Source organism: Brevirhabdus sp., assembly GCF_052826345.1.
Genome location: NZ_JBRBUA010000021.1, coordinates 1 through 24,554 on the forward strand (window position 1 = coordinate 1; position 24,554 = coordinate 24,554).

Below are 24,554 nucleotides of genomic sequence, written 5' to 3' on the forward strand. Positions count from 1 at the left end.
GATGCCTTCCGCGCCCGCACGCAAGGCGGCGGGCATTACAGTTTCTGGGATTATCAGGCCAATTCCTGGGAGCGTAACAACGGCATCCGAATCGATCATTTCCTGCTGACCCCGCAATGCGCCGACCTGCTGGTCGACTGCCGCATCGACGCCGAGGTGCGCGGCCGCGAAAAGCCGTCGGATCACGTGCCGGTCTGGGTCGAGCTTGACGCGTAAGCTACAGGATCAACGCCCGGATCCCATAGGCCACCACGCTCAGCAGCGCGACGCCCGCGATCCACAGACCGATGAACCACGCCAGCCGCACCCACATCAGTGATAGCCCTGCGACGGGTCGATCTTGCCGCGGAACACCCAGTAGGTATAGGCGGTATAGCTCAGGATCATCGGGATCAGGATCACCGCGCCGACCAGCAGGAATTTCAGGCTGGCGTCGGGGGCGGCCGCTTCCTCGATGGTCAGGGCGGGCGGCACGATATTGGGGTAAAAGCTGATGCCGATCCCGATGAAGCTGAGGATGAACAGCGACAGCGATGCCAGAAAGGGCCGCGCGTCATGGCCGCCGCGCAGGCCGCGGAACAGCTGCCACGCGGCCAGCGCCACCAGCGCGGGCACGAAAAAGCTGAAGAAGATGCCGGGCGTGGCGAACCAGCGGCGGAAATATTCGGGATCCTGAAACGGCGTCAGCAGGCTGACCAGCCCGATGAAGCCCAGCGTCCCCACCGCCAGTTTCCACGCCAGCGCACGCATCTGCGCCTGGATCGACCCCTCGGTCTTGAGCACAAGCCACGTCGCCCCCAGCAAGGCATAGCCGATCAGCACCGCCACGCCCGTCAGCACGGAAAACGGCGTCAGCCAGTCCCACCATCCGCCCGCATAGGCGCGCCCCTCGATCTTGATGCCCTGCACCAGCGCCCCCAGGGCGATGCCCTGGCTGAGCGCGGCGACGGTCGAGCCGCCGAAAAAAGCGTAATCCCAGACGCGTTTCCAGCGCTTCGTGCGCCAGCGGTATTCAAAGGCCACGCCGCGGAACACCAGCGCCAGCAGCATCGCGATCAGCGGCATGTAGAGCGCGGGCATCACCACCGCATAGGCCAGCGGAAACGCCGCGAAAAGCCCCCGCCGCCCAGCACCAACCAGGTTTCATTGCCATCCCAGACAGGCGCCACGGAATTCATCATCACGTCGCGTTCCTGTTCCTGACGCGCCAGCGGAAACAGGATCCCCAACCCCAGGTCGAAGCCGTCCAGGATCACATAGGTCAGCACGGCAAAGGCGATCAGCCCCGCCCAGATGAAGTCCAGCTCTATGCCCATCTGCTCCGTCTCCCTTGCTTGATCCTAGTCGGCCTGCGCCTGGGTGATGCCCGCGGTGCGGATCGGCCCGTCGCGCAGCCCCAGCCGCTTGGTGCCCACGGGCTTGCCCATCATCCGCAGGATGTAGAAGACGCCCGCGCCGAAGATGAAGAAATAGACCACGATGAACGCCAGCAGCGAGGTGCCCACCGCAGGCGCGTCGATCGGCGAATGCGACTCCGCGGTGCGCAGCAGCCCGTAGACGGTGAAGGGCTGGCGCCCCACTTCGGTCGTGACCCAGCCCGCCAGCACGGCCAGAAAACCGCTCGGCGCCATCAGCAGGCTGATGCGATGCAGCCAGCGCGCCTGATAGAGCGTGCCGCGCCAGCGGTGCCAGAGGCTCCACAGGCCGACGCCCAGCATCGCGAAGCCGACGCCGACCATGATCCGAAAGCTCCAGAACACGATGCTGACGGGCGGCTCATCCTTGTCGGGCACCGTGTCGAGCCCGGCCAGAGGCGCATTCAGGTCATGCTTGAGGATCAGACTGGAAAGCTTTGGAATCTCGATCGAATAATCGATACGCTTTTCCTCTGGGTTGGGAATGCCGAACAGGATCAGCGGCGCGCCGTCGGGGTGGCTTTGATAATGTCCCTCCATCGCCATGATCTTGACCGGCTGGTTTTCCAGCGTGTTCAGCCCGTGCATGTCGCCTGCGAAAATCTGCAAGGGCGTGACCAGCACCGCCATCCACATCGCCATGGAAAACATGCGCCGCGTGCCGGGGTTGGCGCTGTCGCGCAGCAGATGCCAGCCTGCGACACCCGCCACCACGAAAGCGGTGGTCAGATAGGCCGCCAGCACCATGTGCACCAGCCGGTAGGGAAACGACGGGTTGAACACGATCGTCCACCAGTCCAGCGGAATGAACTGCCCCACCTCGTTGCGGCCGAAGCCCGCGGGCGTCTGCATCCAGGAATTGACCGACAGGATCCAGGTGGCCGACACCAGCGTGCCCACCGCCACCAGCGCCGTCGCCACCATATGCAGCCCGTCGCCCACCCGTTCGCGCCCGAACAGCATGATCCCCAGAAACCCCGCCTCCAGGAAAAACGCCGTCAGCACCTCATAGGCCATCAGCGGCCCCAGAACCGGCCCGGTCTTGTCCGAAAACACGCTCCAGTTCGTGCCGAACTGATAGGACATCACGATGCCCGACACCACGCCCATGCCAAAAGCGACGGCGAAGATCTTCTTCCAGTGGTTGAACAGGATCAGATAGGTCTGATCCTTGGTGCGCAACCAAAGCGCGTTCAGAACCGCCAGATAGCTGGCAAGCCCGATCGAAAAGGCGGGGAACACGATGTGAAACGCCATGGTGAAGGCGAACTGGGACCGGGCGAGAACCTCTGCCGAGAAGTCTGCAAACATCGATGCCTCCGCCAATTGCGTTTGGTTCAATCTAACGGCGCGGCGACGGGAAACAAAGGTCGGCTCAGCATCTAACTGCGATGCTGCGGTGCGGCACGTAGCCTCATGGCGGCCTCATGGGGAGCATCGGCGCGGTTCTGGCGAAGCAGACGCAGCGCACGCTTTCGCCTTCATGCGGAGATCAACGGGCTTTACGGAAGGCGCTGGCGGCTTCTTCACGGTCCAAATACTCACGGCGATCCCATCGGGACAGCGTGACCGCCGAGGGCAGCGCCGGAGTATTTCTTCCAAGAAGAAGCGACAGACTGCCCGCCCCCTCCCGGGGCAGCAGGAATGACCGATCAGCACGCTTTCACAAAAAACGCACCGGGATCCCGATGCGTCAGGTCCTGTCGGCCAAAGGCCCGGAAATCGCGCGCCGCCTTGCCACGCGCAAGCGCGGCGGCGTTGAAATGCTGGGAATACCAGGCCGCTCGGGCCGCGTTCAGTCGTCGCGGTGCACTTTCTCGCGCCGCTCGTGACGCTCCTGCGCCTCCAGGCTCATGGTGGCGATGGGCCGCGCATCCAGACGCTTGAGCGAGATCGGATCGCCCGTCACCTCGCAATAGCCGTATTCGCCCTCGTCGATGCGCCGCAGCGCCGCGTCGATCTTGGAAATCAGCTTGCGCTGGCGATCGCGGGTGCGCAGTTCCAGCGCGCGGTCGGTTTCCTCGGACGCACGGTCGGCGACATCGGGAATATTGCGCGTGCCGTCCTGCAGGCCCTCGATGGTGTCGCGGCTCTCGTCCAGCAGCTCGTTTTTCCAGGCGTGCAACTTGCGGCGGAAATACTCCGTCTGGCGGTCGTTCATGAATGGTTCGTTCTCGGCCGGATAATAGTCGTCCGGGAGGAAAGTTTCGGCTTTCATGACCTTCTCCGTTTTAGTGGGCGGGCCGCGGATCGGAATGATGCTCCATCGCCCCCGCCGATGCGGTTCCAGTAACCGAAGGAAGGCCTGTTGTCACTAGTTGATCAGGGTGTGTTGAAGGTTTGTGTGTTCCTGATACAGTCCCGCTCGACCTGGGTTAGGGACGCGTATGAACACCATGAAATTCTCCGGCACCGACAGCTACGTCGCGCCGCCCGATCTGACGGTCGCCGTGAACGCGGCGATCACATTGGAACGCCCGCTTCTTGTCAAGGGAGAGCCGGGCACAGGCAAGACGGAACTGGCGCGGCAAGTGGCGCAGGCGCTGGGCCTGCCGATGCTGGAATGGCACATCAAATCGACGACCAAGGCGCAGCAGGGTCTTTACGAATATGACGCCGTCAGCCGGTTGCGCGACAGTCAGCTGGGCGATCCGCGGGTCAACGAGGTTTCGAACTACATCCGGCGCGGCAAGCTCTGGCAGGCGTTCGAGGCCGAGGGCCGCTGCGTTCTGCTGATCGATGAGATCGACAAGGCGGACATCGAGTTTCCGAACGATCTGTTGCAGGAACTCGACCGGATGGAGTTTCACGTCTATGAAACCGGGCAGACCGTCACCGCGCGCCAGCGTCCCGTCGTGATCATCACCTCCAACAACGAGAAGGAGCTGCCCGACGCCTTTCTGCGGCGTTGCTTTTTTCACTACATCCGCTTTCCCGACCAGGAGACGATGCGCAAGATCGTCGCGGTCCATTTCCCCGACATCAAGGAGGCGCTGCTGAGCGCCGCGCTGACCCAATTTTTCGAGCTGCGCGCGACCGAGGGGCTGCGCAAGAAGCCTTCGACCTCGGAGGTTCTGGACTGGCTGAAACTGCTGCTCGCGGAGGATCTGACGGCCGGAGACCTGAGGGCGGACGCCGCCTCCGCCCTGCCGCGTCTGCATGGGGCCCTGCTCAAGAACGAGCAGGACGTCCATCTGTTCGAGCGCCTCGCGTTTCTCGCGCGGCGTCAGAGATAGCTTGCGCGCGCCGCGACCTGCCCCCTGGTGCGGGGGCCGATCCTGACGAGGGCGGACCACGACGACCGGATCTGCCGAGACCGTGACTGAGCCCGGGCCGAGATGCCATTCCCGCTGGACTCCGTGGTTTCGCGACGTACCCTCCCGGCTCAGCGACACCAAGACGAGTGAACGGGCGATGACCAAGATTGACGATGTGCAGATCCGACCGCTTGTGGCGGATGATTTCGAGCAATGGCGCGGGCTGTGGCGCCAGTATCTGGCGCATTACGACAGCGGCGTGAGCGAGACGATCGAGCGGTCGTCCTTTGCGCGGATGCTGAGCAGCGATCCGCATGAATACAGCGGCGCGCTGGCAATTCACGACGGCCGCGCGGTGGGGCTGGTGCACTACCTGTTTCATCGCCACGGCTGGAAGCTGGAAAACGTCTGCTATCTTCAGGATCTCTTTGCCGATGCACGGTTGCGCAACCGTGGCATAGGGCGCAAGCTGATCGAATATGTCTACGATGCCGCCGACGCCGCAGGCGCGCCCGATGTGTATTGGATGACGCAGGACTTCAATCAAGATGCGAGAAAGCTCTACGACCGGATCGGGTCGAAGACGCCGTTCATCAAATACATACGGGCATGAGTTCATGATGAAACCCCTGTTGCTGGCCGTGCTTGCCTTGTCGGCCTGCACCGCAGCCCCCTCCATCGAGGTGCCCGAGCGGCGCGCGCCGATCGCCATGGATCTGCCGCCGATGAAGGTGTTCCCCGTCGGCAAGGGGCAGCCGGTGCGGCGCAGCAACCGGGATCTGGCGCGCGATTTTCTGGATCTCAGCTTTCAGATGGAGAGCGGCCGCACCCTGCCCTATATGACCCGTTTCACAGGGCCCATCACCATCGCAGTGGCGCCCGGGGCGCCGGGCACGCTCGGCAGTGATCTGGACAAGGTGCTGACGCGGTTCCGCAACGAGGCACGCATCGATATCCGCCGCGCTGCGCCCGGCGGTGCCGCAAATATCTGGATCGAGACGGTGGCGCGGCAGGATCTGCAACGCTACGTGCCGCAGGCCGCCTGTTTCGTGGTGCCGCGCGTCACCGGCTGGGCCGATTTCCGGCGCAACCGGCGGGGGCCGCGCACCGACTGGTCCACCCTGCGCGCGCGGCAGGCGATTTCCGTGTTCATCCCCAACGACGTCAGCCCGCAAGAGGTGCGCGATTGCCTGCATGAGGAACTCGCGCAGGCGCTGGGGCCGTTGAACGACCTCTACCGGCTGAGCGACAGCGTCTTCAACGACGACAATTTCCATACCGTTCTGACCGGCTTCGACATGCTGATGCTGCGCGTCTACTACGACCCCGCGCTGCGCAACGGCATGACGCGCGCGCAGGCCGCCGCCGTGGTGCCGGGCGTTCTGGCACGGTTGAACCCGGCAGGCGAGCGTATCGCGCCGAACCCGCTGCCGCGCACGCCGCGCGCCTGGATCGACGCCGTCGAAAGCGCGCTCGGGCCGCGTAACGGCGCGGCCGCGCGCCAGTCCGCCGCCAAGCGCGCGGTCCTGATCGCGCGCCGCGAGGGGTGGAACGACACGCGCAGCGCCTTCGGCTATTTCGCCCTCGGCAAGCTTTCGATGAACATCGACCCCGAGCTGGCGGTGGAGTCGTTCATGCAGGCGGCGCGCATCTATCGCGCCCTGCCGGATCACGCGGTGCAATCGGCCCATGCCTCGATGCAGCTGGCCGCCTTCGCGCTGTCGGCCGGCCGCCCGGAGGTGGCGATCCGGCTGGCCGACGAGAGCTTGCCCGCCGCGCGCGCGTCGGAAAACGCGGCGCTTTTGTCGACGCTTCTGATGATCAAGGCGGCGGCATTGGGCGACGAGGGGCAGCTGTCGGATGCGCGGGCGCTGCGGGTCGACAGCCTGGGATGGGCGCGATATGGCTTCGGCTCGGAAAACGAAGTGCGCGACAGGGTGATGGAAATCGCCGCCTTGTCGCCCAAAGGGTCAGGACGTTAGATGATCATAATCGCAGGAATACTTCTGGGCGCCGTCTGGGGCTACGGGCTGGCCAGCCGACGCGGCGGCAACCGGCTGGACAAGCTTCAGTACGGCGGCAGTTTCGCCATCGCCTTCGGATTGGCGGGGCTGTTTGTGACCATCTTCGTCGATTACCTGATCTAACAGATGTTCCTGCCCTTCCTCGACAGGCTCAGGGGCGCGGGCATCCCTGTGTCGTTACGCGAATACCTGGTTTTTCTCAGGGCGTTGACGGCTGATCTTGTCACCTACGACCCCGAGGGGTTCTATTATCTCGCGCGCAGCGCAATGGTGAAGGACGAACGCCACCTCGACCGTTTCGACCGCGCCTTTGCCGAAACCTTCGGCGGGCTGGAGGGCATCGGCGCCGAACAGGTTCTGGACGCGGTGGACCTGCCGAGCGACTGGCTGGAGAAGATGGCCGAAAAACAGCTGAGCGACGCGGACAAGGCCGCGATCGAGGCGCTGGGCGGGTTCGACAAGCTGATGGACACCCTGAGGGAGCGGCTGAAAGAGCAGCAAGCGCGCCACCAGGGCGGCAACATATGGTTGGGCACGGGCGGCACCTCGCCGTTCGGCGCCTTTGGCTACTACCCGGTGGGCGTGCGGATCGGCCTGGAGGACTCGCGCCATCGGCGCGCCGTCAAGGTCTGGGACCGGCGCGAGTTCCGCAATCTCGACGACAGCGTGGAACTGGGCACACGCAACATCAAGGTCGCGATGAAGCGCCTGCGTCAATGGGCACGCGACGGGGCCGCCGAGGAACTCGACCTCAACGGTACGATCCGCGCCACCGCCGAACATGGCTATCTCGATGTCCAGACCCGCCCGGAACGGCGCAACGCGGTCAAGGTGTTGCTGTTTCTCGATGTGGGCGGTTCGATGGACCCGCATGTGCAGGTGGTGGAGGAGCTTTTTTCGGCGGCGCGCAGCGAGTTCAAGCATCTGGAGCATTTCTACTTTCACAACTGCCTCTATGAGGGGCTGTGGAAGGATAACCGCCGCCGCCGCACCGATGTGCGCGCGACATGGGATGTGCTCAACACCTTTGGCGCCGACTACAAATGTCTTTTCGTCGGCGATGCGTCGATGTCGCCCTATGAAATCGCCTTTCCCGGCGGCGCGAACGAACATTGGAACGAGGAATCCGGCGAGACCTGGCTAACCCGCGCACGTCGGCACTGGCCCGATTCCGTGTGGATCAACCCACTGCCCGAAACGCATTGGCAGCACACGCAATCCGTGCAGATGATCCGCCAGCTGTTCGATGGCCGCATGTATGCGATGACGCTCGACGGCATTTCGCAGGCGATGCGCGATCTGGGCCGATGAAGCGCGCCTGCCGCCTCCCGTTCGGCCCCCCGTTCGGTCCGGCGTTCGGTCCGGCGTTCGGCCCCGCGATCTGCCGCCGGGCCGTCCGCGTCTCCGGCAGAAGGCCGATAAATCTGTCCGGTCGGATGACACGACCGCGCGGCATTGCCATATCTGATCCATGTTGAAATTCACGCCGATCCTGCTTGCCGTTCTCTATGCGCTGGCGATGTATCACTTCTCCGCATGGCGGACCCGCAAGGAGCTCGACGCCAGATCGACCGAGCTTGCCGACGCCGATCTGCTGCGGCTTTGTGCACGGCTGGCGCAGGCGCTGGATCTGCCGCGGATCAAGGTGCACATCTACGACATCACGCCGGTCAACGGGCTGGCGGCCCCGGACGGGCGCATTTTCATCACGCGGGGGTTTTACGACAAATATCGCCGGGGCGAGGTGTCGGGCGATGAGATGGCCAGCGTCATCGCGCATGAGCTGGGCCATGTGGCGCTTGGCCATTCGCGGCGGCGCATGATCGACTTTTCCGGCCAGAACGCGATGCGCACCGCGCTGGCGATGATCCTGGGGCGCATTCTGCCGGGTGTCGGGATCTGGATCGCCAATGCGCTGGCGTCGCTGCTGGCCGCGCGGCTGTCGCGCCAGGATGAATATGAGGCGGACGCCTACGCGGCGGCGCTGCTCACCCGCGCAGAAATCGGCACCGAGGCGCAGAAATCGCTGTTCCGCAAACTGGAGGCGTTGACCGGCGCGCGCGGCGCCACGACCCCCGCGTGGCTGCTGAGCCACCCGAAAACGCAGGAACGCATCGCCGCGATCGAAGCGCTGGAGTCGCGCTGGAAATCCGTCAGCGAAACCTGAATGGGCCGTTTATTTGGCCGCAAGCGCCTTGGCCAGACGCGGCAGTCGCGCCTTTTTCAGCAGCGCGCGCAACGGCTGCTCGGACCCCGAGATCGCTTCGGCACGGGCGCGCACGCTTTGCGCCGCCACCTCGACAAGTTCCGGCCGATCCGACCAAAGCTGCCACAGATAACTGTCCGGCGTCAGCAGCGCGATGCCTTCGCCGCTGAGCGTCGCGCGCGGAAAATCGCGGATATTGAGGGTCATCAGCGCATCCGCCCCGCCCTCGACGGCGGCGGCCAACACATGAACATCGTCGGGATCGGGCAGATGCAGACGCGCCTCGAGCCGCGGGGCGGGATCGACCGCGGCGGCGGGGAACGCGGCGCGCAGCAGCGCGATTTCGCCGCGCGCGATGGTCTCGCCCTCCGGCCCCAGCTTGCGGGCAGCGCGGGCCCATTCCTCAAGGATTCTTTCGGACCACAGCGGCGCGAAGGCCCCGGCCTGGGCGGTCTTCAACAGCACCTCACGCATCACCGTCGGGTAAAGCACGCAGGCGTCGAGCAGGATTTTCAATCGACCAGCCGGTAAACCAGGGATTTCAGATAGCCGCTTTCGGCCAGATGGGGGTGCATCGGGTGATCGGGTCCGGCAAAGCCGGTGTGGATCAGCTGCCCCCGCCGCGCCGCGCGGCCGATGCCGCGTGTCGACGCGCTGCGGAATTTATGCAGATCGACCGCGTGCGAGCAGGAGCACAGCACCAGATACCCCCCCGGCCGCACCAGCGCCGCCCCCAGTCGCGCCACACGCTCATAAGCGCGCAGGCCCGCATCCGCGGCCTGCCGGTTGGGTGCGAAGGCGGGCGGATCGCAGATCACCAGATCAAAGCTCTCGCCCTCCTGCGAAAGCGCGGTCATCGTGTCGAAGGCATCGCCCTGGCGGGTTTCGAAACGCTCGGCCACGCCGCTCAGCTGCGCGCCCCGGCGGGCGAGCTCCAGCGCCGGGGCCGATCCGTCGACCGCCAGCGCCTGCGTGGCGCCCCCGGCCAGCGCCGCCAGGGAAAAGCCGCCGACATGCGAGAACACGTCCAGCACCCGCGCATCGCGCGCCAGCCGCGCGGCAAAGGCGTGGTTGGGGCGCTGGTCGTAGAACAGGCCGGTTTTCTGGCCACCAAGAACATCGGCCACATAGGTGGCGCCGTTCATCGGCACCTGTATCGGGCCATCCACCGCGCCCGCTTCGACGCGGGTAAGCTCCTCCAGCCCCTCCAGCGTGCGGGCGCGCCCCTGCCCGTTGCGGATCACGTTTCCCATGCCCCGCGCCTGAAGGCAGGCGGAAATATCGTCCATCAACGCATCGGCCCAGGCGGCATTGGGCTGCACCACGGCGGTATCGCCGAAACGGTCGACGATCACGCCCGGCAGGCCATCGGCCTCCGCATGGACGAGACGGTAGAAGGGCGCGTCGAAAAGCCGTTCGCGCAGGGCCAGCGCGCTGTCGATCCGCGCTGCCAGCCAGTCGCGGTCGACGGTGGCTTCGGGGTCGCGATCCAGAATGCGGCAGAAGATGCGCGAGCCGGGGTTCACCCCCACCACCGCCAGCGGGCGCCGTTCGGCATCCTGCAACTGCGCGATCGTGCCGGGCGCCAGCGCTTTGGTGCGCCGATCGACGACCATTTCATCGGCAAAGACCCAGGGCGCACCGTGCCGTATGGCGCGGTCGTCCGATTTCGGCTTCAGCCGCACGACGGGATAAGGAGAGGACATCATGCCGATCCCTTACCCGAGCCCGCGGCCGGTGGAAAGCGCTACGCGACCGCGCTGCGCGTGAATATGCAGCTTGCGCGGTGGTTGCCCTTGCCGGGCCGGTTTCCGCGCGGACAGCCTTGACGCGGCGGCAATCCTGCTCATCTGACAATGGAGGTCGCTATTCGGGGTCGGGGCCGTTCGGGGACCGCTCGGTACCAGATCCGACGCGCATCCGAAGGCGCGCGCAGAATTTCGCGCGAATCTCCGGCGCCCCCTTGGTAGCGCTAACGTGGCGTGTTACACCGCGTCCGACGAAGATGGCGAAAGAAGGGTTGCAGGATGGTGAGCAAGGTGATCGAGGCTGTCACGGAACGTATCCGGCAGCGCAGTCGACCCAGCCGTGCCGCGTATCTCGACCGGATCGCGCGCGCCGCCGACGAGGGACCGCGTCGGGCGCATCTGACCTGTGGCAATCAGGCCCACGCCTATGCCGCGATGGGCGCCGACAAGGACGCGCTGGCGGCGGAACGCGCGCCCAACATCGGGATCGTGACCGCCTATAACGACATGCTTTCGGCGCATCAGCCATTCCAGAGCTTTCCCGACATGATCAAGCAGACCGCCCGCGCCGCGGGCGGCACCGCGCAGGTGGCAGGCGGCGTGCCCGCCATGTGCGACGGCGTCACGCAGGGCCAGACCGGGATGGAGCTGAGCCTGTTTTCGCGCGATGTCATCGCAATGGCCGCGGGTGTCGCGCTCAGCCACAATACATTCGACGCGGCGCTTTATCTGGGGGTCTGCGACAAGATCGTGCCGGGGCTGATCATCGCCGCCGCCAGTTTCGGCCATCTGCCCGGCATCTTCGTGCCCGCGGGCCCCATGCTGAGCGGCCTGCCGAACGACGAGAAATCCCGCGTCCGCCAGCAGTTCGCCAGCGGGGAAGTCGACCGCGCGCGCCTGATGCAGGCGGAGATGGAAAGCTATCACGGCCCCGGAACCTGCACCTTTTACGGCACCGCCAACACCAACCAGATGCTGATGGAATTCATGGGGCTGCACCTGCCCGGCGCCTCCTTCGTCAACCCCGGCACGCCGTTGCGCGATGCGCTGACGCGCGCCACCACCGAACGCGCGCTGCGCATCACCGCGCTCGGCAATGAGTTCACCCCGGTGGGCGAGGTGCTGGACGAGCGCGCCTTCGTCAACGGCATGGTCGGGCTGATGGCGACCGGCGGGTCGACCAACCTGGTACTGCACCTGCCGGCCATGGCCAAGGCTGCCGGTATCCTTCTGGATCTTCAGGATTTTTCGGACATCTCCGCCGCCGTCCCGCTGATGGCGCGGGTCTATCCCAACGGGCTGGCGGATGTGAACCATTTTCATGCCGCGGGCGGGCTGGGCTATATGATCGCCGAGCTGCTGGAAGCGGGATTGCTGCATGAGGACGTGCGCACGGTGGCGGGCGGCGGGTTGCGGGCCTACACGCGCGATCCCAAACTGACGGACGGCGCGCTCGGCTGGCAGGATAGCTGGCCCGACGGCGCCCGCGGCACGCTCAACGACAAGATCCTGCGGCCCGTGGGCGATCCCTTCCAGCCCACCGGCGGGCTGGTGCAGTTGTCGGGCAACCTGGGCCGCGGCGTGATCAAGATTTCCGCCGTCAAGGACGACCGCCACGTCATCGAGGCGCCGGTGCGCGTGTTCCATGACCAGGACGCGGTGAAACAGGCGTTTCGCGCCGGCGAATTCACCAGCGACACCATCGTCGCGGTGCGGTTCCAGGGCCCCAAGGCCAACGGAATGCCCGAATTGCATGGCCTCACGCCGGTTCTGTCGATCTTGCAGGAACGCGGGCTGCGCGTCGCGCTGATCACCGACGGGCGCATGTCGGGTGCAAGCGGCAAGGTGCCCGCCGCCATCCACATCAGCCCCGAGGCCGCCGTGGGCGGGCCGATCGCGCGGCTGATCGACGGCGACATCGTGCGGCTGGACGCCGATACTGGCCGCATCGAGGTGCTGAGCGAAGGGTTCGCCGACCGCCCCGCCGCGACGGCGGATCTTTCGGCCAATTCCCACGGGCTTGGCCGGGAATTGTTCGAGGTCTTTCGCCAGAACGTCGGGCTGTCGACCGAAGGCGCCTCGGCATTGCTTTGACCCCTGTTACACGAGGACATCCCATGACCCCAAATCAGGCAAGCGCACGCGCCGAGGAAATCTGCGCCAAGGCCCCGATCATTCCCGTTCTTGTTGTAGATGACGCCGCATCCGCGCTGCCGCTGGCCGAGGCGCTGGTTGCGGGCGGGCTGCCGGTGCTGGAGGTGACGCTGCGCACGCCGCAGGCGCTGGACGCCATCCGGGAAATGAGCCGCGCGCGGGGCGGCATCGTCGGGGCAGGCACGCTGCTGAGCCCGCAGGACGTCGCCGACGCCGTCGATGCAGGCGCGACCTTCGGCGTGTCGCCCGGGGCGACCGACAGGCTGCTCGACGCCTGCGAGGAGGCCGGCCTGCCGCTGCTGCCCGGCGCCGCGACCGCGAGCGAGGTGATGCACCTGCTGGAGCGCGGCTATACCGTGCAGAAATTCTTTCCCGCCGAAGCCTCGGGCGGCGCGCCCGCGCTGAAATCCATCGGCGGGCCGATCCCGGCCGTGTGCTTCTGTCCGACGGGCGGCATCACGATGCGCAACGCCCCCGATTACCTGAGCCTGCCCAACGTGCTTTGCGCGGGCGGATCATGGGTGGCCCCGCAAAATCTGATCGCCGGAAAGGACTGGGCGGGGATCGAGACCCTTGCCCGAGAGGCCGCCACACTGCCGCGGTGATCGCCGCAACAGGTCGGCGCAAGGCCGCAGGGCGCGGGTCCGTCGCCGCGCGGATGGCGGCGGCTCAGGAGCCGTGCTGCCCCATGCGCGCGGCGCGCCCGCCCCTGCGCCCTGCGCCCTGCCCTTTGGCCGCGCCCTCGCCCTGCGTCGATCGCAGCACCGCGGTCATCGGGTGATCGGGATGCCCGGCGCCGTATTTCGCCAGCAATTCGGCCGCGGCCCGTTCCGGGGTGACACCCTCGGGCAGGCTCATCGCCCAATCCAGAAAGATCGACCGGCATTCCGGCGCGCCGATCCCTTCGATCCGGTAGGATTCGGCGATGAGGCCCTTCTTGTCTATGTCTGCGGTCTGCGTGGTCATGGGAGCGATCCTTTCGCGGCGGTCTGTTCCTGAACGGACGTCAGAAACCCTTCTATGATCTGCGTGGCGATATGTTGTTGCTGGCTCAGATGCGACGCCAGATCCTCAATTCCGTCCCTGCCCGTCTCGCGCAGCAGAAATTCCACCGCGCCCCGACCCAGATCGGCGACCGGCACGATCGCATGGGTCACCAGCCGGACGACCTGCTGCACCTTGACGAAAACGTCATAGGCGCTCAGCACCGCTTGCGCATCCGTCTGCGCGATCAGCCCGGCCGCGACGCCTGCCATGACCTGGCCGTGGACGGTGCGATCGGGCGATCCCGCCAGCAGGGCGATCCCCTGGCCGAAAAGCTCGATGTCCTGCATCCGGCCCGACCCCGCCTTTGGATCCCAGACACCCCCGCCGGGTTTGGCCTCTGCCAGTCTGCGGCGCATATCGGCCAGATCGCGCAGGATCTTACCGGGGTCGTGGGGGTCCGACAACAGGTCGCGCCGGAACGCGTCGATCCGCGCGCCAAGCTCGGCCGATCCGGCCACCGGGCGCGCCCGCGTCAGGGCCAGATGCTCCCACGTCCAGGCTTCGTCCCTCTGATAGGCCTCGAACGACGCCAGAGAGGTCGCGACAGGACCCTGCCGCCCCGACGGCCGCAGCCGCATGTCGACCTCGTAAAGCCGCCCCTGCGCCATTGGCGCGGACAGCGCCGTCACCAGGGCCTGGGTTAACCTGGCATAGTAGCTGCGCGACGCAAGGGACCGTTTTCCATCGGAATTTTCAACTCCGTCCGCATCATATATGACGATAAGGTCCAGATCGGACGCGGCGTTCAACCGGCTCGCCCCGAGCGACCCCATCGCGATGACGCTGGCCCCCTTGCCGGGGGGAGCGCCGTGGCGGGCGGCGAACATGGATTGCACCGGCTGCCAGAGCGCGGCAACGACCGCCTCGGCCAGATCGCCGTATTGGCGCCCGGCCTGGCCCGCGTCGATCAGCCCGCGCAGATGGTGCACCCCGATGCGGAAATTCCATTCCTTGCACCAGCGTCGCGCCTCATCGAGCTGTTTTTCATAATCCTCGATCGCGTCCAGCTGCCGGGTCAGCATCGCGCTCAGCTCTCCCACGCCGGGCCAATCCTCGAAAAAGCTGCCGCCCAGCACGGCATCGAGCACCGCCGCGTTGCGCGACAGATATTGCGCAAGCCCCGGCGCCGTCGCGCAGATGTCGACCAGCAGGTCGACGAGCTGGCTGTTCGATTTGAACAGCGCGAAAAGCTGAACGCCGGCGGGCAGGCCCTGAAGGAACAGGTCGAACTGGATCAGCGCTTCTTGCGGGCGGGCAGCCTTGCCCAACCGGTCCAGGATTTCGGGGCGCAGCCATTCGAAAATCTCGGCCGCGCGTTCGGATCGCAGCGCCGGATAGGTTGGCCACCGCTCGACGATTGCTTTCATTTCCGGCGTTATTTCAACTTCTTGTGGAACGTTCTTGGAGTCCGGCGCAAAGAAGGGGTCCATCCAGGCGGCCACCGACAAAAGCCGATCCTTCAGCCTGTGCTGAAACCTCTGCGTGTCGGCTTCGCCCATGAAGCGCGCGAGCCGATCGAACCCTTCCGGCCCCGAGGGCAGACGGTGCGTCTGCGCGTCGTTGATCATCTGCAGGCGGTGCTCGACCTCGCGGTGTTCGAGGTAGTGACCGTGCAGCGCGTCGGCGCAATCGGGCGCGATCCATCCCGCCGCGCTGAGCGCATGCAGCCCCGCAAGCGTGCCGCGCGCGCGCAGTCCCGGATCGCGCCCGCCCGATACGAGTTGATGCGTCTGCACGAAGAATTCGATCTCCCTGATGCCGCCGGGGCCCAGTTTCATGTCGTGGTCGGCCAGCACGATGTCGCGGCGCAGTCCCTTGTGTTCGCGAATGCGCAGCCGCATGTCGTGCGCGTCCTGGATCGCGGCGAAATCCAGATGCTTGCGCCAGACGAAAGGCGTCAGCGCGCGCAGGAAGGCACGGCCCACATCCAGATCGCCCGCGCAGGCGCGCGCCTTGATGTAGGCGGCACGCTCCCAATTGCGCCCGACGCTTTCATAATAGCGCTCGGCCGCCGTGGTCGACAGACACACCGGCGTGACCGAAGGATCGGGGCGCAGCCGCAGATCGGTGCGGAACACGTAGCCGTCGTTGGTGATGTCCGACAGCATCGCCGCCATGCGCCGGGTCACGCGCACGAAGACGGCGCGCGCCTCGGCCACGTCGGGGCCGTCGAAGCGGGTATCGTCAAACAGACAGATCAGGTCGATGTCGGAGGAATAATTCAATTCTCCCGCGCCCAGCTTGCCCATCCCCAGAACGCTCATCCCCGCCACCCCGGCGGGATCGTCCTCCAGCATGGCGGGGGTGACGCCCGGCAGCTTGTCGCGGCGCACCTCGGCGGCGACCAGATCGCGCAAGGCGACATCGACGGCCGCATCCGCAAAATCGCCGAGCGCGCCCGTCACCTGTTCCAGCTTCCAGATGCCGCCCAGATCGGCCAGCGCGGTCAGCAGCGCGACGCGCCGCTTCTGGCGGCGCAGCGCGCCCTTCAGATCCGCACCGCGCAGCGCGGCGGTGGCGCGCAGCATGGACGCCATCGCCTCATCCGCGCTGCTGTCGGCTGCGCTGTGCAGCCAATCCGCCTCGCGCAGCAGCAGCCCTTGCAGATAGGGGCTGCACCCGGCCGCGCCCGCGATCAATTCGCGCGCGGGCGCGGGGAAGGCTGCAAAACCGGCGGCCACTTCGGCGCCGATTTCGGCGTCGTACGGAATCGGTGTGCGGCAGATGTCACGAAGCAACTTCATGGCGTAAACTGGTCAGGCTTTGCCGACGGGGTCAATATCGGCGGCGGCGCTCAAAATTCGACATGAACGGCCTTGAACGAGGCCGGACGCCCTCCCACCTATGTAAATGTAAACAACATTCACATGCAAAACGGAGTATCCCTCAATGTCTGCAATCACCACATGGCCCGGCATCGCGGAAACCTGGCTTGATGACCGGGGCCGCGCGGCCTGGATCGCCGCCACCGTTCTGGGCCTGATCTTCGCCTGGCCGCTGGGTCTGGCGCTGCTGGCCTACAGCATCTGGAGCGGCCGACTGTTTTCGCGCAGCCGCAACTGGCGCAAGATGCGCAGCGTCTCGAAGGGTTACGGCTTTGCCAGCACCGGCAATCAGGCATTCGACGCCTACAAGGCCGAAACCCTGCGCCGCCTGGAAGACGAGCAGCAAGCGTTCGAAAGCTTCCTCAAGCGCCTGCGCGAAGCCAAGGACAAGGCCGAGTTCGACGAATTCATGCAAGACCGGGCCAAGGATGGCAAGGAGCGCGTGACCGTGGACGCCGAGGCCCAGTAACATCCTTTCAGCGGATGCGGGGCGCGGGCCGGGATCGAATTTCCCGGCCCGCCCTTTTCAAAACGGCACGCAGGCCACATCTGAAAGCCATGAGCATGACCATGAACGATACATATTACGCAGCCCTGCCCGATCCCGAGCGCCATGCGGAATTCTACCGCGATGTGCCCTCCAAGCGCCTGTTCGTCTGGATCGTCGATGTGATCATCACCGGCACGATCACCGCGCTGCTGGTGCCCTTCACGCTGTTCACGGCGCTGTTCTACCTGCCGCTTCTCTATCTGACGGTCGGGTTTCTCTACCGCTGGGCGACGCTGTCGGGCAGGTCGGCCACCTGGGGCATGCGCCTGGCCGGGATCGAGTTCCGCACCCGCATGGCCGAGCGTTTCGACGCGGGCACCGCGTTGCTGCACACGATCGGCTACAGCGTCTCGATGGCGATGGTGATCCCGCAGGTCCTTTCGGTGGGCCTGATGATGACCGGGCCGCGCCGCCAGGGCCTGAGCGATCTGATCCTGGGCAGCGCCGCCATCAACAAGGCACAGGCGAGCGACCTTGTTTGAATCACATCCGCTCAAATCGCCACTGGACATCAATCGCGGTCTTGCTACCCTTATGGCGACCCAGGACAGACGATAACCCATGCGACACACTCTGCCGATTGCGCCGCAGTTCTATGTAACCGCTCCCCAGCCCTGCCCCTATCTCGAGGGCCGGATGGAAAGGAAGCTGTTCACTGCCTTGCAGGGCGAGCATTCGGGAAAGCTCAACGACTCGCTTTCCAAGCAGGGGTTTCGCCGGTCGCAAAACGTGCTTTACCGCCCTTCCTGCTCGGAATGCTCGGCCTGTCTGTCCGCGCGGATCAAGGTGGCGGATTTCCGGCCCAGCAAAAGCCAGCGTCGCGCGCTCAAGCGCAATGCCGACCTGCGCCGCGATGCGACCTCACCCTGGGCGACAGAGGAACAATATGCGCTGTTCCGCGCATACCTCGATGCGCGCCATGCGGCGGGCGGGATGGCCGACATGGACATCTTCGAATTCGCCGCCATGATCGAGGAAACCCCGGTCAGATCGCGTGTGATCGAATACAGCCGCACCGATCCCGAAAACCCCACGGAACGCATCCTGTCCGCCGTCTGCCTGACCGACGTGCTGGATGACGGGCTTTCGATGGTCTATTCGTTTTTCGAGCCCGCCCGCAGCAGGCTGTCGATGGGCACCTACATCATCCTGGATCACATCCGCATCGCCGAAGAGGCAGGCCTGCCTTATGTCTATCTGGGCTATTGGGTGCCCGGCAGCCCCAAGATGGACTACAAGGCAAATTTCACCGCGGTCGAGGTCTACAAACAGAGCGAATGGCAACCGCTGGGCGATCCGGCGGATTATCGCGCCGATCTGCACCCGCTGTCGACCGATCCGATCGCCGAACAGGTGGCGCGGATCGACCTGCCCGACACACGGCCGACCAAGGCCTGAGCAGGCACGGCGCCGCCGGTCCCCTCCCCACGCCCGGCACAGCGGCCAAGGCGCGCTTCAAGGCCCGCGGGAGCAAGGCTTTGCATGAAAATCCGCGTCGCCTTCACGCGTCGCGTCAGGGTCCGTTGCCCGCGCTCAGCGGCCCGGGGCGCACGGTGCGGCGCATCCATGACAGGGCCTCGTCGGACCGCACGGCGCCGTGCATGAAGCCGTGGGGCATGCCCTCGGCCTCGACCAATGTGACGTCGCGCCCCTGCGCCGTGGCCCATTGCGCCAGCCTGCGACTGTCATCGGCAAGTGAGTCGCGCCCCGAGACCAGCAGCGTCAGCGGCGCCCCCGTCCCGCGAAAGCTGTCGAACATCCGCTCGGGCAGCGCGGGGCCCAAGCGGGCGTACATCGCGGCCACATCTGCGGCGGACAGCGTGTCGGCGCTGTCGCCCAACCGGCGCATGCTGTCGCTCTCGCGCAGGCCGAAAGCGCCGTAAAAGCTGATGATCCGTTCTATCCGCGCCGCGGTCGAGGGCAACAGCCCCGCCTCCGCCCAGAGCGCGACCGCCGCCCCGGCGCTGTCGCCCGCCAGCATGAGCGATTGCGGACGGCGCAGCGCGTTGATCCGCCCCGAAAGCGCGGCGTTCACCGCCGTCACGGCATCGACCTTTTGCGCGGGGAACGGATGCTCGGGCGCCAATCTGTATTTCACCGACAGAACCTGACGCCCGGTCTCGCGGGCCAGCACCGCGCAAAGCGCGCGATGCGTGCTGGGCGACCCGACCATCCAGCCGCCGCCGTGAAAATAGAGGATGGGCACCGCGTGCAGGATATCGGCCGGGGTGAACAAAAGCCCCTCCGCCCCGAGCGCCGCCAGTTCGGTGACGCCCACGTCGGCGGGCAGATCGGCGTTGAAGGCTTCGCGCTCGCGCGCATAGGTCGCGCGCAGGGCGTCCACATCCCCGGCCTGCCAGTCGAGGCTGATATTGGGATTGGCCGAGGCGTTCACAGGTAATCCGACCGGCTGAGCCCATATTTCGCCATCTTCTCGTTGAGCGTCCGGCGCGGCAGGCAAAGTTCATCCATCACCGAGGAAATAGAGCCCTTGTGACGGCGCATCGTGTTGTCGATCAGCATCCGCTCGAACGCCTCGACATATTCCTTGAGCGGCTTGCCTTCGGTCGTCAGCGTGGGCTGCATTTCGGCGTTGTCGGCCATCAGCAGCGACGCGATCGAACCCGAGCCGCGCCGGTTTTGCAGGATCGCGCGCTCGGCCACGTTGATCAGCTGGCGCACGTTGCCGGGCCAGGGCGCCTGCAACAGCTGCGCGGCCTCCTGCGCGGCGACCTCGGGGGCGTCGGTGCCGTATTCCTCGGCGAATTGCTGGCCGAAACGGTTGAACAGCGTCAGGATGTCCTCGCCGCGCGTGCGCAGCGGCGGCATGGTGATCTTCATCGCGGCGAGGCGATAGTAAAGATCGGGGCGCATCGCATCCTCGCAGGTCTTGTCGGGCTCCTGCAGGTTGCAGATCGCCACGATGCGCGTTTCCGCCGGGGTGCCCTGTTCATTGATGAAGGTCAACAGGCGCGCCTGAAGGGTCTGCGGCAGCGCGTCGATATCCTCCAGCAGCAGGGTGCCGCCGCGGGCCTCCTCGACCAGCGGGATAGAGCCGTCGCGCGAGGGACCGAACAGCTTTTCGTTGAGATCGTCCTCGCCATAGGCCGCGCAGCTGAGAAAGACGAATTTCTTGCCCGCGCGCGGGCCGACCGCGTGCAGCGCATGGGCCACCAGCGTCTTGCCGGTGCCGGTTTCCCCGTCGATCAGCACGTGGCCGTCGGCCTGCCCCAGATCCAGGATGTCCTCTCTCAGGCGATCCATCACCGGCGAGGAGCCGATCAGCTTGCGCATCAGCACGGTGCCGTCCGACAGCTCGCGCCGCAACGCCCGGTTGTCGAGCGTCAGCCGCCGCGTCTGGCTGGCGCGTTTGGCCAGTTCGGTCATCCGATCGGGGTTGAAGGGCTTTTCCAGGAAATCATAGGCACCCACGCGCATTGCCTCGACCGCCATCGGCACGTCGCCGTGGCCGGTAATCATGATGACGGGCAGCGCGCTGTCCATCCCCATCAGGCGTTTCAGAAAGGCCATCCCGTCCATGCCGGGCATCTTGATGTCGCTGACGACGATGCCGGGCCAGTCGGAGCCCACCTTTTTCAAGGCCTCCTCGGCGCTGGGGAATGTCTCGGTGTCATAGCCGCTCAGCGCCAGCCACTGGCTGATGGACTGACGCATGTCCTGTTCATCGTCGACGATCGCAATCTTCATGGCGTCCGGCATGTCTCTCCTACTCCGCGGCCGCGGTTTCCTTCAATATGGGGATCTGCACCTCGAATACAGCCCCACCGTCCTCGGCGTTTCGCGCCGTCAGCCTACCACCTAGGTCGTTCACGATCCCCGACGAGATCGCAAGCCCCAGTCCCACGCCCTCGCCCGGCTTTTTCGTGGTGTAGAACGGGTCGAAAAGCGCATCCAGATCGGCGATGCCGGTCCCGTTGTCACGCACAGTCAGCGTCGCGAATTTCCCCGCCGACAGGAAGATGTCGAGCACCGGCTCCTCCTGCTCGTTCATCGCATCCAGCGCATTGCGGAACAGGTTGATGATGACCTGTTCCAGCCGGATGCGGTCGGCCATGATATAGACCTCATGCCGGGGCATGGTACTGACGATTTCAACGTGGCGCAGCCTGAGCTGCGGCTCCATCATCGCGAGCGCGGCGGAAACCGAGGCGCGCATGTCCACCGGCTCGACCGCGTCGCCGCCCTTGCGGGCATAGGATTTCAGCTGCCGCGTGATCGCGCCCATGCGTTCGATCAGATCGTCGATCCGCTGGAACGACGACAGCGCCTCCTCGGGGCGCTTGCGTTGCAGCAGCAGCTTGGCGCCGGCCAGATAGGTCTTCATCGCGGCCAGCGGCTGGTTCAGCTCATGGCTGACGGCGGCCGACATCTCGCCCATCGCGGCCAGTTTCGACGATTGCGCCAGCGTCTGCTCGGCGACCTCCAGCGTCTTTTCCACGCGCTCGCGTTCTGCGATCTCCCGCTCCAGCCGCTCGTTCAGGCGGCGCAGACCGGCGGATTCGCGCTGGAACAGCAGCGACCGCGACACCGCGCGGCGGCTGAACAGGTAAAAGGTCAGCGCCAGCAACAGCGCGAACCCCATGATTTCCAGCGCCAGCACGCCATTCACCCGTTCGCGCACCGAGGCGTAGGAACTGAAGAGCGACAGCTTCCAGCCCTGGAAGGGGATCCGCCCGTCGCGGCGCAGCACCGTCTGATGGCCGAAATAGGACTCGTCGGGCAGGCTGCTCCAGTCCGCGGTCGCCTGGATCGCACGCACCACCGCCGACGGCGGGCTGGTCGATTTCAGCGCCTCTTCGACGGTGCGGCCGCGCCACCGGCTTTCGGTGGACAGGATCACCCGACCTTCGCTGTTCGCGACCAGGACGGCGTCGGCCGTGCCGCGCCAGCGGTTTTCCAGCTTTTTCAGATCGACCTCGACCACGATCACGCCGATGCCGCGCTTTTCCGACTCGATCCGGCGCGAATAGGCGAAGTTGTAGGCCCCCGTGTCCAGCTGCTGAGAGGTGAACACCGTGTCGTTGGCGCGCAGCGCCTCGACGAAATAGGGATCGTTGCGATGCGCAGCACCCAGTCGGCTGCGGTCGGTGGCGGCCACGACACGCCCGCCTTCGTCCAGCAGCATCAGCGAGGCCGAGCCGATTTCCCCCTGATAGGAAATCAGCCGCTGCGAGGTGGCCAGGTAATCGCCCGAGTTCAGCGCCCCGATCAGCGCGGGATCGCGCGACAGCAGCAAAGGCACCACGGAATTGCGCTGCAATTCGCTGACGATATTGCCGGAGTAGAGCGCCAGGCGCAGCTCGGCCCGGTTGAGCGCGTTGATCGAATAACGCTCGGTCAGCAGCGCGTTGGTCATCCATATGGTGATCCCCGCGATCACCATCAGGAAAAAGACGATCCCGCGCAGAACCCAGGAATTGGTGCGCGCGATCTCCAGTTCGCTGGCGTCTGTCTGCTGCGTCATGGCGAAAAGCCTAGGCCGCGCTCAGGCGGGGCTCAAGCGGGAACGACGCTGTCCAGCAGGGCGCGGAACAGCCTTGAGCCGTCGGTGCCGCCCTGCGCCGGGTCGACGGCGCGTTCGGGGTGGGGCATCATCCCCAGCACCCGCCGGTTGGCCGACAGCACCCCCGCGATATCGCCCGACGATCCGTTGGGATTGTCGAGATAGCGGAAGGCCACGCGATCCTCGGCGTCGAGACGCTGGAGAAGGTTCGGGTCGGCCAGGTAATTGCCGTCATGATGCGCGATGGGGATGTCGATGCGCGCGCCTGCCTCATAGCCGCCGGTAAAGGCGCTGTCGGCGGTGGCGACCTCCAGCCCCTCGGTGCGGCAGACGAATTTCAGCCCCGCGTTGCGCATCAGCGCCCCGGGCAGGATGCCGGTTTCGGTCAGGATCTGGAACCCGTTGCACACGCCCAGGACATAGCCGCCGCCATCGGCGAAATCGGCAAGCGCGCGGCACACCGGTGATTGCGCGGCGATCGCCCCGCAGCGCAGGTAATCGCCGAAGGAAAACCCCCCCGGCACGCCCAGCATGTCGAGCCCGTCCGGCAGCCGCGTTTCCTTGTGCCAGACCGGCACGACCTCGAACCCGGCGGCGCGCAGCGCGACGATCATGTCACGATCGCAGTTCGAGCCGGGAAAGACGATGACACCAGCCTTCATCTCGGGTCTCCTCTCAACGCGGGCGGCGGCGGCGTGTGGCCGCCGCGCCTAGCCCTGGACAATCTCGATGTCGAATTTTTCGATGACGGTATTGGCAAGCAGGCGTTCGCACATGCGGCGCACGTCCTGCTCCGCCCGGTCGCTGTCGGCATCGGCCAGATCAAGTTCGATGATCTTGCCCTGGCGCACGCCGTTCACCCCGTCAAAGCCAAGCGCGCCGAGCGCATGGCGCACGGCCTCGCCCTGCGGGTCGAGGACCCCATCCTTCAACATGACATGCACACGGGCTTTCATCGGCAGATCCCACTGTTGTCGCTGTCAGTTGATCAGCGTCGGTTTCATGATGTGCGTGGTGTTCGTGGGCAGCACGCCCAGACGCCGCGCGACTTCGGTATAGGCGTCGGCAAGATTGCCCAGATCCCGGCGGAAGACATCCTTGTCGAGTTTCTGGCCGGTCTCGATGTCCCACAGGCGGCAGCTGTCGGGGCTGATCTCATCCGCCACGATCAGGCGCTGGAAATCGCCATCCCAGACGCGGCCGACCTCGATCTTGAAATCGACCAGCTTGATGTTCACGCCGAACATGACGCCCGACATGAAGTCGTTGACCCGCAGCGACAGCGCGATGATGTCGTCGAGATCCTGCTGGCTGGCCCAGCCGAAGGCGATCACATGCTCCTCGGAGACCAACGGATCGCCGAGCGCATCGTCCTTGTAGCAGAATTCGATGATCGGCCGCGGCAGCGCGGCGCCCTCGTCCAGCCCCAGCCGCTTGGCAAGCGATCCGGCGGCGAAGTTGCGCACGATGATCTCGAGCGGAATCATCTCGACCTGGCGGATCAGCTGTTCGCGCATGTTCAGCCGGCGGATGAAATGGGTGGGCACGCCTATATTCGTCAGCCCGGTCATGAAAAACTCGCTCAGGCGATTGTTCAACACGCCCTTGCCTTCGATGATTTCCCGTTTTTCGGCGTTGAACGCGGTCGCGTCATCCTTGAAATACTGCACGAAAGTGCCCGGCTCCGGGCCATCGTAAAGGATCTTGGCCTTGCCCTCGTAGATTTTCTTGCGGCGTGCCATTCGGAGCTCCGATATGCGTCAAGGGGCCCCGAAGGACCCGATCATTTGCGTCCGTATAGGCC

The 24,554-nt window shown here is 65.6% G+C and carries 25 protein-coding genes and 1 pseudogene; 12 read left to right on the top strand and 14 right to left on the bottom strand.

Features of this window, described 5'->3' with window-relative positions:
- Nucleotides 1-216: endonuclease/exonuclease/phosphatase family protein (locus ACU0BR_RS03460; RefSeq protein ID WP_446155452.1), on the top strand; the 216-nt coding region annotated here is incomplete at its 5' end.
- Between the two features lies 1 nt (nt 217).
- Here the strand turns inward: ACU0BR_RS03460 and ACU0BR_RS03465 are convergent.
- From ACU0BR_RS03465 to dksA, 4 genes and pseudogenes are all read right to left on the bottom strand, one after another.
- On the bottom strand, nt 218-313 hold the full coding sequence (locus tag ACU0BR_RS03465) for a DUF2474 domain-containing protein (RefSeq protein WP_446155453.1): 96 nt from the start codon (nt 311-313) through the stop codon (nt 218-220).
- Nucleotides 313-1,316 (bottom strand): annotated as a pseudogene (gene cydB / locus ACU0BR_RS03470) (cytochrome d ubiquinol oxidase subunit II). Before cydB ends, ACU0BR_RS03465 begins: the two are co-directional and overlap by 1 nt.
- Nucleotides 1,317-1,340: 24 nt before the next feature.
- Nucleotides 1,341-2,726 (bottom strand): cytochrome ubiquinol oxidase subunit I, encoded by a 1,386-nt coding sequence (locus ACU0BR_RS03475; protein ID WP_446155454.1) that lies wholly within the window; start codon nt 2,724-2,726, stop codon nt 1,341-1,343.
- Between the two features lie 484 nt (nt 2,727-3,210).
- Nucleotides 3,211-3,633 carry an RNA polymerase-binding protein DksA gene (dksA, locus tag ACU0BR_RS03480; protein ID WP_446155455.1) on the bottom strand — a complete coding sequence of 141 codons (423 nt, stop codon included), beginning with the start codon at nt 3,631-3,633 and terminating at the stop codon, nt 3,211-3,213.
- 178 nt (nt 3,634-3,811) lie between these two features.
- Here dksA and ACU0BR_RS03485 point away from each other — a divergent pair, with 178 nt between their 5' ends.
- From ACU0BR_RS03485 to ACU0BR_RS03510, 6 genes are all read left to right on the top strand, one after another.
- On the top strand, nt 3,812-4,651 hold the full coding sequence (locus ACU0BR_RS03485) for an AAA family ATPase (protein WP_446155515.1): 840 nt from the start codon (nt 3,812-3,814) through the stop codon (nt 4,649-4,651).
- A gap of 178 nt (nt 4,652-4,829) precedes the next feature.
- Complete coding sequence (locus ACU0BR_RS03490; protein WP_446155456.1) at nt 4,830-5,285, top strand: N-acetyltransferase family protein; 456 nt, start codon at nt 4,830-4,832, stop codon at nt 5,283-5,285.
- A gap of 4 nt (nt 5,286-5,289) precedes the next feature.
- Entirely contained in the window at nt 5,290-6,654 is a 1,365-nt protein-coding gene (locus ACU0BR_RS03495; protein ID WP_446155457.1) for a DUF2927 domain-containing protein, read from the top strand.
- Nucleotides 6,655-6,819: a hypothetical protein gene (locus ACU0BR_RS03500; protein WP_446155458.1), complete on the top strand. Its 165-nt coding sequence runs from the start codon at nt 6,655-6,657 to the stop codon at nt 6,817-6,819.
- A 3-nt stretch (nt 6,820-6,822) separates the two neighbouring features.
- Complete coding sequence (locus ACU0BR_RS03505; protein WP_446155459.1) at nt 6,823-8,007, top strand: vWA domain-containing protein; 1,185 nt, start codon at nt 6,823-6,825, stop codon at nt 8,005-8,007.
- 160 nt (nt 8,008-8,167) lie between these two features.
- Nucleotides 8,168-8,863 (top strand): M48 family metallopeptidase, encoded by a 696-nt coding sequence (locus ACU0BR_RS03510; RefSeq protein ID WP_446155460.1) that lies wholly within the window; start codon nt 8,168-8,170, stop codon nt 8,861-8,863.
- A gap of 9 nt (nt 8,864-8,872) precedes the next feature.
- Here the strand turns inward: ACU0BR_RS03510 and ACU0BR_RS03515 are convergent, their stop codons facing one another.
- Nucleotides 8,873-9,418 (bottom strand): RSP_2648 family PIN domain-containing protein, encoded by a 546-nt coding sequence (locus tag ACU0BR_RS03515; protein WP_446155461.1) that lies wholly within the window; start codon nt 9,416-9,418, stop codon nt 8,873-8,875.
- Nucleotides 9,415-10,611 carry an RSP_2647 family RNA methyltransferase gene (locus tag ACU0BR_RS03520; protein ID WP_446155462.1) on the bottom strand — a complete coding sequence of 399 codons (1,197 nt, stop codon included), beginning with the start codon at nt 10,609-10,611 and terminating at the stop codon, nt 9,415-9,417. Before ACU0BR_RS03520 ends, ACU0BR_RS03515 begins: the two co-directional genes overlap by 4 nt.
- Nucleotides 10,612-10,929: 318 nt before the next feature.
- Between ACU0BR_RS03520 and edd the strand changes: the two genes are divergently transcribed.
- Together edd and ACU0BR_RS03530 are read left to right on the top strand one after the other, a co-directional pair.
- The gene (gene edd, locus ACU0BR_RS03525; RefSeq protein WP_446155463.1) at nt 10,930-12,744 is read left to right on the top strand and encodes a phosphogluconate dehydratase; all 1,815 of its coding nucleotides are present in this window, start codon (nt 10,930-10,932) and stop codon (nt 12,742-12,744) included.
- Nucleotides 12,745-12,767: 23 nt separating this feature from the next.
- The gene (locus ACU0BR_RS03530) at nt 12,768-13,409 is read left to right on the top strand and encodes a bifunctional 4-hydroxy-2-oxoglutarate aldolase/2-dehydro-3-deoxy-phosphogluconate aldolase (RefSeq protein ID WP_446155464.1); all 642 of its coding nucleotides are present in this window, start codon (nt 12,768-12,770) and stop codon (nt 13,407-13,409) included.
- A 64-nt stretch (nt 13,410-13,473) separates the two neighbouring features.
- Here ACU0BR_RS03530 and ACU0BR_RS03535 read toward each other — a convergent pair whose 3' ends face one another.
- Both ACU0BR_RS03535 and ACU0BR_RS03540 read right to left on the bottom strand, forming a co-directional pair.
- Nucleotides 13,474-13,770 carry a hypothetical protein gene (locus tag ACU0BR_RS03535; RefSeq protein WP_446155465.1) on the bottom strand — a complete coding sequence of 99 codons (297 nt, stop codon included), beginning with the start codon at nt 13,768-13,770 and terminating at the stop codon, nt 13,474-13,476.
- Nucleotides 13,767-16,595 (bottom strand): [protein-PII] uridylyltransferase family protein, encoded by a 2,829-nt coding sequence (locus tag ACU0BR_RS03540; protein WP_446155466.1) that lies wholly within the window; start codon nt 16,593-16,595, stop codon nt 13,767-13,769. Before ACU0BR_RS03540 ends, ACU0BR_RS03535 begins: the two co-directional genes overlap by 4 nt.
- Nucleotides 16,596-16,740: 145 nt before the next feature.
- On the opposite strand from ACU0BR_RS03540, the gene ACU0BR_RS03545 reads away from it, so the two are divergent.
- The 3 genes from ACU0BR_RS03545 to ACU0BR_RS03555 all read left to right on the top strand — a co-directional run bounded on the left by ACU0BR_RS03545 (nt 16,741) and on the right by ACU0BR_RS03555 (nt 18,624).
- On the top strand, nt 16,741-17,145 hold the full coding sequence (locus ACU0BR_RS03545; protein ID WP_446155467.1) for a DUF2852 domain-containing protein: 405 nt from the start codon (nt 16,741-16,743) through the stop codon (nt 17,143-17,145).
- Between the two features lie 101 nt (nt 17,146-17,246).
- Nucleotides 17,247-17,708, top strand: coding sequence for an RDD family protein (locus ACU0BR_RS03550; protein WP_446155468.1), 462 nt, complete (start codon nt 17,247-17,249; stop codon nt 17,706-17,708).
- A 79-nt stretch (nt 17,709-17,787) separates the two neighbouring features.
- Nucleotides 17,788-18,624 carry an arginyltransferase gene (locus tag ACU0BR_RS03555; protein ID WP_446155469.1) on the top strand — a complete coding sequence of 279 codons (837 nt, stop codon included), beginning with the start codon at nt 17,788-17,790 and terminating at the stop codon, nt 18,622-18,624.
- A 115-nt stretch (nt 18,625-18,739) separates the two neighbouring features.
- Here ACU0BR_RS03555 and ACU0BR_RS03560 read toward each other — a convergent pair whose 3' ends face one another.
- From ACU0BR_RS03560 to purC, 6 genes are read right to left on the bottom strand one after another with little or no spacing between them, the layout of a single operon-like run.
- A complete protein-coding gene (locus tag ACU0BR_RS03560) occupies nt 18,740-19,621 on the bottom strand; it encodes an alpha/beta hydrolase fold domain-containing protein (protein WP_446155470.1) in 882 nt (293 codons plus the stop codon).
- Nucleotides 19,618-20,946, bottom strand: a complete 1,329-nt coding sequence (locus ACU0BR_RS03565; RefSeq protein WP_446155471.1) for a sigma-54-dependent transcriptional regulator — start codon at nt 20,944-20,946, stop codon at nt 19,618-19,620. Before ACU0BR_RS03565 ends, ACU0BR_RS03560 begins: the two co-directional genes overlap by 4 nt.
- Nucleotides 20,947-20,953: 7 nt before the next feature.
- Complete coding sequence (locus ACU0BR_RS03570) at nt 20,954-22,711, bottom strand: sensor histidine kinase (protein WP_446155472.1); 1,758 nt, start codon at nt 22,709-22,711, stop codon at nt 20,954-20,956.
- Nucleotides 22,712-22,743: 32 nt separating this feature from the next.
- Complete coding sequence (gene purQ, locus ACU0BR_RS03575; protein ID WP_446155473.1) at nt 22,744-23,412, bottom strand: phosphoribosylformylglycinamidine synthase subunit PurQ; 669 nt, start codon at nt 23,410-23,412, stop codon at nt 22,744-22,746.
- A 48-nt stretch (nt 23,413-23,460) separates the two neighbouring features.
- A complete protein-coding gene (gene purS / locus ACU0BR_RS03580) occupies nt 23,461-23,706 on the bottom strand; it encodes a phosphoribosylformylglycinamidine synthase subunit PurS (protein WP_446155474.1) in 246 nt (81 codons plus the stop codon).
- 24 nt (nt 23,707-23,730) lie between these two features.
- Entirely contained in the window at nt 23,731-24,492 is a 762-nt protein-coding gene (gene purC, locus ACU0BR_RS03585) for a phosphoribosylaminoimidazolesuccinocarboxamide synthase (protein WP_446155475.1), read from the bottom strand.
- Nucleotides 24,493-24,554: the final 62 nt, after the last annotated feature.